The sequence below is a fragment of the Microbacterium sp. LWO13-1.2 genome (genome assembly GCF_038397725.1).
Taxonomy (GTDB): Bacteria; Actinomycetota; Actinomycetes; order Actinomycetales; family Microbacteriaceae; genus Microbacterium.
The window spans coordinates 1,426,894-1,438,531 of sequence record NZ_CP151634.1; the positions used below are offsets into that span (position 1 = coordinate 1,426,894).

Annotated in this window: 13 protein-coding genes; 10 read left to right on the forward strand and 3 right to left on the reverse strand. The window is 68.4% G+C overall.

Going from position 1 to position 11,638, the window contains the following annotated elements:
* Positions 1–5: 5 nt before the first annotated feature.
* Positions 6–758, reverse strand: coding sequence for an SDR family oxidoreductase (locus MRBLWO13_RS06850; RefSeq protein WP_341977299.1), 753 nt, complete (start codon positions 756–758; stop codon positions 6–8).
* Positions 755–1,615, reverse strand: a complete 861-nt coding sequence (locus MRBLWO13_RS06855; protein WP_341977301.1) for a fumarylacetoacetate hydrolase family protein — start codon at positions 1,613–1,615, stop codon at positions 755–757. The genes MRBLWO13_RS06850 and MRBLWO13_RS06855 overlap by 4 nt, the downstream gene beginning before the upstream one ends.
* 135 nt (positions 1,616–1,750) lie before the next feature.
* On the opposite strand from MRBLWO13_RS06855, the gene MRBLWO13_RS06860 reads away from it, so the two are divergent.
* From MRBLWO13_RS06860 to MRBLWO13_RS06880, 5 genes are all read left to right on the forward strand, one after another.
* Positions 1,751–3,049 (forward strand): L-fuconate dehydratase, encoded by a 1,299-nt coding sequence (locus MRBLWO13_RS06860; protein WP_341977303.1) that lies wholly within the window; start codon positions 1,751–1,753, stop codon positions 3,047–3,049.
* Positions 3,033–4,019 carry an aldo/keto reductase gene (locus MRBLWO13_RS06865; RefSeq protein ID WP_341977304.1) on the forward strand — a complete coding sequence of 329 codons (987 nt, stop codon included), beginning with the start codon at positions 3,033–3,035 and terminating at the stop codon, positions 4,017–4,019. Before MRBLWO13_RS06860 ends, MRBLWO13_RS06865 begins: the two co-directional genes overlap by 17 nt.
* Positions 4,020–4,030: 11 nt before the next feature.
* Positions 4,031–4,450: an RbsD/FucU domain-containing protein gene (locus MRBLWO13_RS06870; protein WP_341977306.1), complete on the forward strand. Its 420-nt coding sequence runs from the start codon at positions 4,031–4,033 to the stop codon at positions 4,448–4,450.
* Positions 4,451–4,564: 114 nt separating this feature from the next.
* Positions 4,565–4,930, forward strand: a complete 366-nt coding sequence (locus MRBLWO13_RS06875; protein WP_341978309.1) for a VOC family protein — start codon at positions 4,565–4,567, stop codon at positions 4,928–4,930.
* 41 nt (positions 4,931–4,971) lie between these two features.
* Complete coding sequence (locus MRBLWO13_RS06880) at positions 4,972–5,589, forward strand: SGNH/GDSL hydrolase family protein (protein ID WP_341977308.1); 618 nt, start codon at positions 4,972–4,974, stop codon at positions 5,587–5,589.
* Positions 5,590–5,607: 18 nt separating this feature from the next.
* On the opposite strand, the gene MRBLWO13_RS06885 is transcribed toward MRBLWO13_RS06880, so the two are convergent.
* Positions 5,608–6,147, reverse strand: coding sequence for a CGNR zinc finger domain-containing protein (locus MRBLWO13_RS06885; protein WP_341977310.1), 540 nt, complete (start codon positions 6,145–6,147; stop codon positions 5,608–5,610).
* 48 nt (positions 6,148–6,195) lie between these two features.
* On the opposite strand from MRBLWO13_RS06885, the gene MRBLWO13_RS06890 reads away from it, so the two are divergent.
* The 5 genes from MRBLWO13_RS06890 to MRBLWO13_RS06910 all read left to right on the forward strand — a co-directional run bounded on the left by MRBLWO13_RS06890 (position 6,196) and on the right by MRBLWO13_RS06910 (position 11,604).
* A complete protein-coding gene (locus tag MRBLWO13_RS06890; protein WP_341977312.1) occupies positions 6,196–7,170 on the forward strand; it encodes an EamA family transporter in 975 nt (324 codons plus the stop codon).
* 127 nt (positions 7,171–7,297) lie between these two features.
* The gene (locus MRBLWO13_RS06895) at positions 7,298–7,957 is read left to right on the forward strand and encodes a GntR family transcriptional regulator (protein WP_341977314.1); all 660 of its coding nucleotides are present in this window, start codon (positions 7,298–7,300) and stop codon (positions 7,955–7,957) included.
* Positions 7,954–9,480: an MmgE/PrpD family protein gene (locus MRBLWO13_RS06900; protein ID WP_341977316.1), complete on the forward strand. Its 1,527-nt coding sequence runs from the start codon at positions 7,954–7,956 to the stop codon at positions 9,478–9,480. The genes MRBLWO13_RS06895 and MRBLWO13_RS06900 overlap by 4 nt, the downstream gene beginning before the upstream one ends.
* A complete protein-coding gene (gene prpB, locus MRBLWO13_RS06905) occupies positions 9,480–10,388 on the forward strand; it encodes a methylisocitrate lyase (RefSeq protein ID WP_341977318.1) in 909 nt (302 codons plus the stop codon). The genes MRBLWO13_RS06900 and prpB overlap by 1 nt, the downstream gene beginning before the upstream one ends.
* A gap of 82 nt (positions 10,389–10,470) precedes the next feature.
* Positions 10,471–11,604, forward strand: coding sequence for a bifunctional 2-methylcitrate synthase/citrate synthase (locus MRBLWO13_RS06910; protein WP_341977320.1), 1,134 nt, complete (start codon positions 10,471–10,473; stop codon positions 11,602–11,604).
* Positions 11,605–11,638: the final 34 nt, after the last annotated feature.

Below are 11,638 nucleotides of genomic sequence, written 5' to 3' on the forward strand. Positions count from 1 at the left end.
GAAGGCTACTCGGAGCGGAGCCGCAGCCGCGCCATGCCGCCGTCGACCTCGATGAAGGTGCCGGTCGTCGATCCGGCCGCGGGGCTGACGAGGTAGGCCACGGCTGCAGCGACCTCGCCGGCGGAGACGAGGCGGCCATGCGGCTGACGCGCCTCGAGTGCCGCACGTTCGGCGGCGGGGTCCGCAGCCGAATCGAGCAGGCGCTGCACCCAGGGGGTGTCGGCGGTGCCCGGGTTCACGGCGTTCACGCGGATGCCCTCACGGAGGTGGTCGGCGGCCATCGCCCGCGTCAGGGCCGATACCGCGCCCTTCGACGCGCTGTAGAGCGCGCGCTGCGGGAGCCCGGTGGTGGAGGCGATGGATGCCGTGTTGCAGACTGCCGCCGCTGGAGACTTCCGCAGCCATGGCAGCGCTGCCGCGGTGACACGGGCGATTCCGGTGACGTTGATCGACAGCACTCGTGCCCACTCGTCATCGTCGTTCGCGGCGATATCGCCCTGGGCGCCGATGCCGGCGTTGTTCACGACGATGTCGATGCGGCCGAACTTCTCAGCCACCGCGGCGACCGCAGCATCCACCGACGCGCGGTCCGAGACATCGGCCGTGAAGGCGGCGAACGCGGCATCCGCGCCGGCCGTGTCGCGATCGAGCACGGCGATCTGCGCACCGTCGGCGTGCAGTCGTTCGGCGATGGCTGCGCCGATGCCGGAGGCGCCGCCGGTGACGATCGCCACCAGTCCCTCAAGTGAGCGGGTCATTTCCGTGCCTCCCATGCGACGAATTCCTGGCGCTGGTGGCCCAGTCCATCGATCTCCACCTCGACGATGTCACCGGGTGCTATGTAGGGGTACTTGCCGGAGAGGGCGACGCCTTGCGGTGTTCCGGTGAGGATCAGGTCGCCCGGCTCGAGGGTCACGTACTGCGAGAGGTGGTGCACGATGTGCTCGACCGAGAAGATCATGTCGGCGGTGTTCGAGTCCTGACGCGGCTCGCCGTTGACGAAGCTGCGCAACCCGAGCGCCTGGTGGTCGACCTCGTCGCGGGTGACCAGCCACGGGCCGGTCGGATTGAAGCCGAAGGCGATCTTGCCCTTCGACCACTGACCGCCGGAGACGGCCATCTGGAAGTCGCGCTCGGACACGTCGTTCGCGACGACGAATCCGGCGACATGGTCGAGCGACTCCTCGGGGGAGTCGAGGTAGGCCGCTCGGCGTCCGATGACGATGCCGAGCTCGACCTCCCAGTCGGTCTTCTCGCTGCCACGGGGGATCATCACGGTGTCGTTCGGGCCGACCACGGTGTTCGGCGTCTTCAGGAACACGATCGGGATGGTCGGGGGCTCTGAGCCTGACTCTGCGGCGTGCGCCGCGTAGTTCATGCCGATGCAGATGACCGCGCTCGGGCGGGCGATCGGCGCGCCGATACGCATCGCCGCCGCATCCTCGAGCACGGGGAGCTGGTCCGCCTCCCGGGCCGCCGCGATGCGCGCACGGAAGTCACCGGCGAGAAAATCACCGTTCACATCGGATGTCACGGCCCGAAGGTCGAGGTAGTGGTCGCCCTCTACGAGAACGGGGATCTCGGTCCCCGGGTCGCCAAGCCGTGCGAACTTCATGGTTCTCCTGCTTCGTCTGGATGATTCGATCGGTGGGTCGCTTTCTCAGCCGCCCTCGTTGACAGTATAGACATCCGATGTTTACACTCCAAGAGATCCGCATGAGTCATTCGCTCATGCCAGGGAGAGGAACCCGTGAGCCGTATCGTCGCACTCGACACCACCGACATCCGTTTTCCGACGTCGCTCAGTCTCGACGGCTCGGACGCGATGAACCCCGACCCCGACTACTCGGCTGCCTACGTGATCGTGCGCACCGACGCCGGGGACGATATCGAGGGTCATGCCTTCGTGTTCACGATCGGCCGCGGCAACGACGTGCAGGTCGCCGCGATCGACGCGCTCGCCGGTCACCTCGTCGGGCGCGAGCTCGAGCCGCTCATCGATGACATGGGCGGCACGTTCCGCGAGATCATCGGCGACTCGCAGCTGCGCTGGCTCGGCCCGGAGAAGGGCGTCATGCACATGGCGATCGGTGCGGTGATCAACGCGCTGTGGGACATCAAGGCGAAGCGCGCCGGGCTCCCGCTCTGGCAGCTCCTGGCGAGGATGACGCCGGAAGAGCTCGTCGATCTCGTGGACTTCCGATACCTCACCAACGCGCTCACTCGCGAGGACGCCCTGAAGATCCTGCGGGACGCGGAACCCGGGCGGGCCGCTCGCGAGCAGGAGCTGCTGGCCACCGGGTACCCCGGATATACGACCAGCCCCGGCTGGCTCGGCTACTCCGACGAGAAGCTGGAGCGCCTCGCCCGAGAGGCGATGGCCGACGGCTTCACTCAGATCAAGCTCAAGGTCGGCGCCGATCTGGATGACGACATCCGTCGCTTCCGCAAGGCACGCGAGGTGTGCGGCCCCGACTTCCCGATCGCGATCGACGCCAACCAGCGCTGGGAGGTCTCCGAGGCGATCGAGTGGGTGAACGCGCTCGCCGAGTTCCACCCCGCGTGGATCGAGGAGCCCACCAGCCCCGACGATATCCTCGGGCACGCCGAGATCGCCCGCGGCGTGGCGCCCATCCGCGTGGCCACCGGTGAGCACGCGCAGAACCGGATGATCTTCAAACAGCTGCTGCAGGCGGATGCCATCGCGGTGATGCAGATCGACGCCGTCCGCGTCGGCGGCGTCAACGAGAACATCGCCAACCTGCTTCTCGCCGCGAAGTTCGGAGTTCCGGTCTGTCCGCACGCCGGCGGCGTCGGCCTCTGCGAGGCCGTGCAGCACCTGTCGATGTTCGACTTCGTGGCGGTGAGCGGCAGCCGTGACGGCCGCATGATCGAATACGTGGACCACCTGCACGAGCACTTCGTCGTGCCGACGAACATCCAGGGCGGTTCCTACATGGTGCCGACGGCGCCAGGAACGAGCATGGAGATGAAAGCGTCCAGCATCGCGGCCTACACCTGGAAGGGCGAGCATGTCGTCGTCGCCTGATCTCCGCACGGGCTTCCCCCGCCTCGGCTACGGTGCCGCCAACGTCGGCAACCTCTTCCGCGAACTCACCGACGATGAATCCTGGGCGGTGCTGGATGCCGCGTGGGAGAGCGGCATCCGCTACTTCGACACCGCGCCGCACTACGGCCTCGGGCTCTCCGAACGGCGCCTCGGTGCGTTCCTGCAGACGAAGCCGCGCGACGAGTACGTGCTCTCGACCAAGGTCGGCCGCCTCCTGCGGCCGAACCCCGACCACGACGGCGGGCTCGACACGGCCAATGATTTCCACGTGCCTGCCGATCTCCGGCGCGTCTGGGACTTCTCGGAGGCGGGCGTTCGCACCAGCCTCGAGGAATCGCGCGAGCGGCTCGGCATCGAGCGCATCGACCTCGTCTACCTGCACGACCCGGAACGGCACGATCTCGAACTTGCACTTGCCGAGGCGCTGCCCGCGCTCGAGCAGCTCCGCGAGGAGGGGGAGGCCCCCATGATCGGCATCGGCTCGATGGTGTCGGATGCTCTCGCTGCCGCCGTGCGCGGGGCCGACCTCGACCTCATCATGGTCGCCGGGAGGTACACGTTGCTCGAGCAGCCCGCGGCGGCCGACGTGCTGCCGGCGTGCCGGGAGACCGGAACCGGCATCGTCGCGGCATCCGTCTTCAACTCGGGCCTGCTGGCATCCAGCGCGCCGCGGCGCGACGGGCGTTACGAATACGGGCAGTTGCCGGATGCGCTGTGGGAACGGCTCGTCCGGATCGCCGCCGTCTGCGACGACCACGACGTGCCGCTTCCGGCGGCCGCCATCCAGTTCCCGCTCCAGGCTCCCGAGGTGCGCTCCGTGGTCGTGGGCGGCAGCCGCCCGGCGCAGCTGCAGCAGAACGCCGACTACGCTGCCCTGGAGATTCCCGAAGCACTCTGGCAGAACCTCGCCGCCGAAGGCCTCATCCAGGCTTCCGTCGCAACGATCTGAAGGAGAAACACGTGCTGGAAGGCATCCACCCGCTGCTCACCGGAGAGCTGCTGCTGCACCTCGATCGGATGGGTCACTCCGACTCGGTCGTCATCGCCGACGCGCACTTCCCGGCGTGGGCGCTGGGGCGCCACGTGATCGACCTGCCCGGCACGACCACCCCCGAGGTACTCGCCGCGATCCGCACCGTGATTCCGCTGGATGACGCGCCCGGCATCGACCTGATGACATCGGCCGACGGCGAGGTGCTCGACGTGCAGAGCGAGCTGATGGATGCCGCCGGCACGACGCTGGACACCACCCGCTTCGTCGAGCGTTTCGCGTACTACGAGGTGGCCCGCGAGGCGTATCTGATGGTGCGCACCGGCGAGACCCGCAAGTACGGCAACGCCCTGCTGCGCAAGGGTGTGGTCGGGCACGTCTCCGCCTGAGATCCGCGTTTCCGTGAAGCCGAGCGGAGGCTCTTGTCGGGCCCTGTCGAGGGGACGAGACTGTTCTCGTCGGTTCGACGGGGACTCGACGAGAACTCGGTGGAAGGGAGCATCATGGCGCACGGCGACATCACGCACATCGACATCCCGGTGGGCGACATGGAGAGGGCGAAGTCGTTCTATTCGGGCCTGTTCGGCTGGGATATCGCGGAGATGCCCGGGTTCGAGGGCTATCCGATGTGGCGAGCCCCGAACGGCATCTCCGGCGGCGGGCTCGCGCCGCGCAGCGACGACTTCACGCATCCGCGCTCATACGTCGAGGTCGACTCCATCGACGACACAGTCGCGGCGGCGCTCGCCGCGGGAGGCTCTGTCGCGATGGAGAAGCAGCCGATCGACGAGAACAGCTCCTGGGCGGTGATCGTCGACCCCGACGGCAACCACGTCGGACTGTTCGAGGGGGTCGTGGGGGAGGGGTGAGTCTTCCGATAGGGTGATCGGAGTTCGACGAAGGAGCACTCATGGATCACCTCGACCGCATCGTCTTCATCGGGGACTCGATCACGGATGCCGGACGCGATCGCGCGGACCCGGCCTCGCTGGGCGACGGCTACGTCTCGTTGCTCGCTGACGGGTTCGCCGCCCAGGGCGCGACCGTGCGAAACCTCGGGATCAGCGGCAATCGGGCGAAGGATCTCGCCGCACGGTGGGACGCCGAGCTGATGCCGACAGGGCCCGACCTGCTGACCGTGTACGTGGGTGTGAACGACATGTGGCGGCGCTTCGACAGTGGCGACCCGACGTCCGCAGCCGATTTCGAGTCGACGTTGCGTGCGCTGCTCACTCAAGTGGTCGAGGCGCACCGACCGCGGCTCATCCTCATGGAGCCGTTCTTCCTGCCGGTTCTCGCCGAGCAGCAGGAATGGCTGCCCGATCTCGATGAGAAGCGCGCCGTGGTCCGCTCGCTCGCGGCAGAGTTCGGCGCGGAGCTGGTGCCGCTGCACGACATCTTCACGGCGGCGGCATCCGAGCATCCGATCGCCGACCTCGCGCCCGACGGCGTGCACCCGACCAGGCTCGGGTCCGAGATCATCGCCGACGCCTGGCGGGAGGCCGCGCTCGCCCGCGACGCCCGCTGACGCGCGGCGGGCAGGACCTCAGTCGTCGCCAGCGCGCCGCGCACGGTACGCCGCGACGGCGTTTCGATTCGCGCAGGTGGCCGAGCAGTAGCGTTTCGAGCGGTTGCGGGAGAGGTCGAGGGCGAGGGCATTGCACGTGTCGTCGTCGCAGACGGAGATGCGCGACCCCTCATCGGCGCGGATGACGTCGATCAGCGCCATGGTGGTCTCGATGAGCACGCGCTCGGCGAGCGGCTGCTCGTCGGCGACCGCGTGCAGGTGCCAGTCGGCGTTGACATGCCTGACGAGCTGGGGGGCGAGATTCGACTCCCCGAGCGCGGCGTTGACGTGCGCCGCCATCTCGTCGCGCGGGGCGAGCAGCATGGCGCGCAGGCGGGGGCGGAGCGCGCGCAATGAGGCGAGCTCTTCCGCATCGCGGTCCAGTCGGCCGTTGTACGGGAACATCGAGAGGAAGGCGCCCTCGTCGTCGAGGCTGTCGAGCGTGTCCGGATCCTCTGCGGAGTTCACCAGCCAGACGGCCGCGCGCAGGCCTTCCGCGGTGTCATCGGTGAAGAGCATATTGACATGTTACATCGGCGGAGCGTAACGTCACATGTCATGGACGCAATGGCAAATGACAAGGCGCGAGGGGTGCGTCTCGGCCTGCCGTTGGCGATCGGCGCCGCGTTCGCCTTCGGAATGTCGGGAGGGTGGGCGCGTGGTCTGATCGACGCGGGATGGACACCAGGGGCCGCGGTCACTGCGCGGGTCTGGGTGGCCGCCCTTGTTCTCCTCGTGCCGACACTCATCGCCATGCGCGGCCGATGGGGCGTCCTTCGGCGCAATGCCGGAATGATCGCCGCCTACGGATTGCTCGCGGTCGCCGCGACTCAGGTCTGCTACTTCCAGGCCGTGGCCGTGATGGACGTCGGGCTGGCGCTCCTCATCGAGTACACGGCACCCGTCGCCGTGGTCCTCTGGCTCTGGCTGCGCCGCGGTGAGCGCCCCAGTCGTCGCAGCGTCTTCGGCGCCGCCATCGCTTTCGTCGGTCTCGTGCTCATGCTCGACATCCTCACCGGTGCACAGGTCAACGGCGGCGGCATCCTCTGGGCGCTGGGCGCCATGGTCGGCGCTGCGATGTACTTCGTGCTCTCCGGGCGGGCCGACACCGGCGTGCCCCCTGTCGCGATGGCGGGTCTCGGTCTGTTGCTGGGAGCCATCGGGCTCACCATTGCGGGAGCCATCGGCGTACTGCCGCTCGCGTGGACCACGCAGGACATCGCGTACCGCTTCGGCACGGTGCCGTGGTTCGTTCCCGTGCTCGCGATCGGCATTCTGGCGACGGCGGTCGCGTATCTGCTCGGCATCGCCTCGACGCGGATGCTCGGGTCTCGCCTCGCCTCGTTCGTCGCGCTCGCCGAGGTGGTCGCCGCGCTGTTGTTCGGCTGGCTGCTGCTCGGTCAGCTGCCCAACCTGCTGCAGGCGTTCGGCGGGGCTCTGGTGCTCGTCGGGGTCGTGGTGGTGAAGCTGGGGGAGCCGGTGGCCCCCGAGTTCGTCGAGCCGATTCCCGAAGTTGTGGCGGAGAGCATCGCTGAGCGCTGAGCGCTGGTGCAGGCGCGGGGATCGCCCCTGCTGCCGTGACGGCCTGACAGATCGACGAATGTATACCAGGGGTCCAGCATTGGATGCGCGGATGCCGTAGCGAGCTGTTTATGTATACACTAATCTCATGACTCTCGCCGCCGATCGCACCACGGCGAGCGATCGCGCCTATGCCGATCTGCTGGACGGCATCCAGTCGGGCGCCCTGCCGTCGGGGCTGGTGCTCGGAGAGGTCGAACAGGCGGCACGCCTCGGTATCAGCCGCACGCCGATGCGCGAGGCCCTCCGTCGGCTCGCCGCCGACGGCCTCGTCGTGCAGCAGTCGCCGCGCGTGACGGTCGTGGCGGATCTGGATGCCGACGACATCCGCGCCCTCTTCGAGATCCGCCGGGCGCTCGAGGAGACCTCTGCTCGGCTCGCGGCCGCCCGTGGCGACGCCGCCTTGTTCCAGGACCTCGCCGGCGAGTTCGCGCACGTCGATCTCACCGCCGCAGAGGGCCGGGATGCGTATTACGCGCTCATCGCACGCTTCGACGCCGCACTGGACGCGGCCGTCGCCAATGACTACATATCTTCGGCACTGCGCACGGTGCGCACCCACCTGGTGCGGGTGCGACGCATGGCCCGCGACAAGCCGGCGCGACTCGCAGCCTCCGCCTCCGAGCATCGCACCATCGCCGAGGCGCTCGCCGCTCGCGACGGCGATCTCGCCGCCCACGCCACGCACGTGCACCTGCACAACGCGCTCACGAGCATCCTCGAATCCCTTCCGGAAGGATCAGCATGACCATCAACCACCACGTCCGCGTCTACCCCAGCTCCGAGACGCTCGAGCGAGAAGACCAGCTCGCCTGGAAGATCGCCGAGGTCGCCGCCGACCAGGTCGAGGTCGAGCAGGACGTCGTCGACATGATCATCAACCGGATCATCGACAACGCCTCGGTCGCCGCGGCATCCCTCACCCGCGCCCCGATCAACGCCGCCCGCGCGCAGGCGTTCAGCCACCCGGTGTCGAGGGGCGGGGCCGGCGCGACCGTGTTCGGAGCCGCGCTCGACGACCGGACCAGCCCCGAGTGGGCGGCCTGGGTGAACGGCGTCGCGGTGCGTGAGCTCGACTACCACGACACGTTCCTCGCGGCCGAGTACTCGCACCCCGGTGACAACATCCCGCCGATCCTCGCGGTGGCCCAGCACGTCGGGGCAGACGGCCGGGCCCTGGTGCGCGGCATCGCGACCGGGTACGAGATCCAGATGGACCTGGTGCGCGCCATCTGCCTGCACAAGCACAAGATCGACCACGTCGCACACCTCGGCCCCTCGGCCGCCGCCGGCATCGGCACCCTGCTCGGACTCGACGTGGAGACCATCTACCAGGCGGTCGGTCAGGGGCTGCACACCACCACCGCCACTCGGCAGAGCCGCAAGGGCGAGATCTCCACGTGGAAGGCGCACGCTCCGGCGTTCGCCGGCAAGATGGCGGTCGAAGCTGTGGATCGGGCCATGCGCGGACAGACTTCGCCGTCTCCGATCTATGAAGGCGAGGACGGCGTGATCGCCTGGATGCTCGACGGCAAGGATGCGTCTTACCAGGTGCCACTGCCCGCCCCCGGCGAGCCGAAGCGCGCGATCCTCGACTCGTACACGAAAGAGCACTCGGCCGAGTACCAGGCGCAGGCGCTGATCGACCTCGCACGCAAGCTCGGCATCGAGAACCCGGCACTGCGGGACCCGGCGAACGTCGAGGCCATCGTCATCCACACCAGCCACCACACCCACAACGTGATCGGCTCCGGCGCGAACGACCCGCAGAAGTACGATCCGACCGCGTCGCGCGAGACCCTCGACCACTCGGTGCCGTACATCTTCGCGGTCGCCCTGCAGGACGGCGGCTGGCACCACGTCGACTCGTACACCCCGGAGCGGGCCGGCCGGGAAGACACCGTCGCACTGTGGCACAAGATCACCACGGCAGAGGATGCCGAGTGGACGCGTCGGTACCACTCCGAAGACCCCGACGAGAAGGCGTTCGGCGGCCGCGTCGAGATCCGCCTCACCGATGGCACCACCGTGGTCGACGAGATCGCGGTCGCGGACGCCCACCCGCTGGGGGCTCGGCCGTTCGTGCGCGAGAACTACGTCGCGAAGTTCCGGCTGCTGGCAGAGCCGGTGCTCGAGCCGGCCGAGATCGAGCGCTTCCTCGCGCTCGTGCAGCGTCTGCCCGAGCTCACGGTCGCCGAGGTCGGCGAGCTGTCGATCATCGCGAAGCCCGGCCTGCTCGAGGCAGCGGATGCTCCGAAGGGGCTGTTCTGATGCTGTACTCCACCGTCACACCCGCGGAGAAGCGGCGGCTGTTCCGAGAGCGGCTCGCCGGCGGGGAACTGCTACAGTTCCCCGGCGCTTTCAACCCGCTCTCTGCGCGCCTCATCGAGCAGAAGGGCTTCGACGGGGTCTACATCTCGGGTGCGGTGCTCGCCGCCGACCTCGGCCTGCCCGACATCGGCCTGACCACCCTCACCGAGGTCGCCGGACGCGCGAAGCAGATCGCCCGGATGACGGACCTCCCGGCCATCGTCGATGCCGACACCGGATTCGGCGAGCCGATGAACGTCGCCCGGACGATCCAGGAGCTCGAGGATGCCGGCCTCGCCGGCGCCCACATCGAGGACCAGGTCAACCCGAAGCGCTGCGGTCATCTCGACGGCAAGAGCGTCGTCGACGAGGACACGGCGGTCAAGCGCATCCGCGCGGCGGCCGACGCCCGAAGGGACTCGAACTTCCTCATCATGGCGCGCACGGACATCCGTGGCGTCGAAGGGCTGGATGCCGCGATCGACCGTGCGAAGGCACTGGTGGATGCCGGCGCCGATGCGATCTTCCCGGAGGCGATGCGTGACCTCGCCGAGTTCGAGGCGATGGCGAAGGCTCTGGACGTGCCGATCCTCGCGAACATGACCGAGTTCGGCAAGAGCGAGCTGTTCTCCACGGCGCAGCTGCAGGACGCCGGCGTCAGCATCGTCATCTGGCCGGTTTCGCTGCTGCGCATCGCGATGGGGGCGGCCGGGCGGGCACTCGATACGCTGAACGACGACGGGCATCTGACCAGCAGGCTCGGCGAGATGCAGCACCGCGCCGATCTCTACGACCTCATCGACTACGAGTCGTACAACCATTTCGACTCCGGCGTCTTCAACTTCACCATCGACACCTCCGGCCGTTGAGCAAGGAGCGCAGCGACGAGACGAAACGCGTTTCGACTCGCTTCGCTCGCTCAACGACCGGGAGTAGCAAAAGGAGCAGGCAATGACCGATCCCGACATCAAGAAGGGCCTCGCCGGCGTCGTCGTGGACACGACGGCGATCTCGAAGGTCAACCCCGACACGAACAGTCTGCTGTACCGCGGTTACCCGGTGCAGGAGCTGGCTGCGACGCAGCCGTTCGAGGCCGTGGCGTACCTGCTGTGGCATGGGGAGCTCCCGGACGCCGCGCAGCTGGCGGCGTTCCGTGCGGAGGAGCGCGCCCACCGCGCGCTCGCCGACAACGTCAAGGCCGCGATCGATCTCGTTCCGCTCGAGGCGCATCCGATGGATGAGGTCCGCACCGCGGTCAGCCTCCTCGGCGCGACCGACCCGGCAGCGGGCGGATCCGTGCTCGACGCCGGAGGGAGCCCCGAGGACAACCTGGCGCGCAGCATCCGCCTGTTCGCCGCCCTGCCCGCAATCGTCGCCTACGGTCAGCGCCGCCGCCGCGGGCAGGAGCCGATCGCTCCGCGCGACGATCTCGACTATTCCGCGAACTTCCTCTGGATGACCTTCGGCGAGCTGCCGGATCCGGTCGTCGTCGACGCGTTCAACCGGTCGATGATCCTGTACGCGGAGCACTCCTTCAACGCGTCGACGTTCACCGCTCGCGTGATCACCTCGACGCTGAGCGACCTGTACTCCGCGGTCGTCGGTGCGATCGGCGCGCTCAAGGGTCCGCTGCACGGCGGCGCTAACGAGGCCGTGCTGCACATCTTCGACGAGATCGGCACGGCCGAGAACGTCAAGCCGTGGCTCGATGAGGCCCTCGCCGCCAAGCGCAAGATCATGGGCTTCGGGCACCGGGTCTACAAGAGCGGGGACTCGCGCGTCCCCACGATGAAGGCGGCACTGGACACCCTCGTCGATCACTACGGTCGCACCGACGTCGCCGACCTCTACGCCGCGCTCGAGCAGGAGTTCGTCGCCCGCAAGGGGATCTACCCGAACCTCGACTATCCGTCGGGTCCCGCGTACAACCTGATCGGCTTCGACACCCTCACCTTCACTCCGCTGTTCGTCGCGGCGCGGGTGACCGGGTGGACCGCGCACATCATCGAGCAGGCCGGGGCGAACGCCCTCATCCGCCCGCTCTCCGCCTACAACGGCGTCGCCGAGCGGCACATCGCCGTCTGAGGCACATCGCCGTCTGACGCGCCGTCCGGCTCGA

Excerpts from the sequence above, each read along its gene's own strand:
- MRBLWO13_RS06850 (WP_341977299.1), bottom strand. The coding sequence starts at position 758 with ATGACCCGCTCACTTGAGGGACTGGTGGCGATCGTCACCGGCGGCGCC.
- MRBLWO13_RS06855 (WP_341977301.1), bottom strand. The coding sequence starts at position 1,615 with ATGAAGTTCGCACGGCTTGGCGACCCGGGGACCGAGATCCCCGTTCTC.
- MRBLWO13_RS06865 (WP_341977304.1), top strand. The coding sequence starts at position 3,033 with ATGTCGTCGTCGCCTGATCTCCGCACGGGCTTCCCCCGCCTCGGCTAC.
- MRBLWO13_RS06875 (WP_341978309.1), top strand. The coding sequence starts at position 4,565 with ATGGCGCACGGCGACATCACGCACATCGACATCCCGGTGGGCGACATG.
- MRBLWO13_RS06880 (WP_341977308.1), top strand. The coding sequence starts at position 4,972 with ATGGATCACCTCGACCGCATCGTCTTCATCGGGGACTCGATCACGGAT.
- MRBLWO13_RS06885 (WP_341977310.1), bottom strand. The coding sequence starts at position 6,147 with ATGCTCTTCACCGATGACACCGCGGAAGGCCTGCGCGCGGCCGTCTGG.
- MRBLWO13_RS06890 (WP_341977312.1), top strand. The coding sequence starts at position 6,196 with ATGGCAAATGACAAGGCGCGAGGGGTGCGTCTCGGCCTGCCGTTGGCG.
- MRBLWO13_RS06895 (WP_341977314.1), top strand. The coding sequence starts at position 7,298 with ATGACTCTCGCCGCCGATCGCACCACGGCGAGCGATCGCGCCTATGCC.
- MRBLWO13_RS06900 (WP_341977316.1), top strand. The coding sequence starts at position 7,954 with ATGACCATCAACCACCACGTCCGCGTCTACCCCAGCTCCGAGACGCTC.
- prpB (WP_341977318.1), top strand. The coding sequence starts at position 9,480 with ATGCTGTACTCCACCGTCACACCCGCGGAGAAGCGGCGGCTGTTCCGA.
- MRBLWO13_RS06910 (WP_341977320.1), top strand. The coding sequence starts at position 10,471 with ATGACCGATCCCGACATCAAGAAGGGCCTCGCCGGCGTCGTCGTGGAC.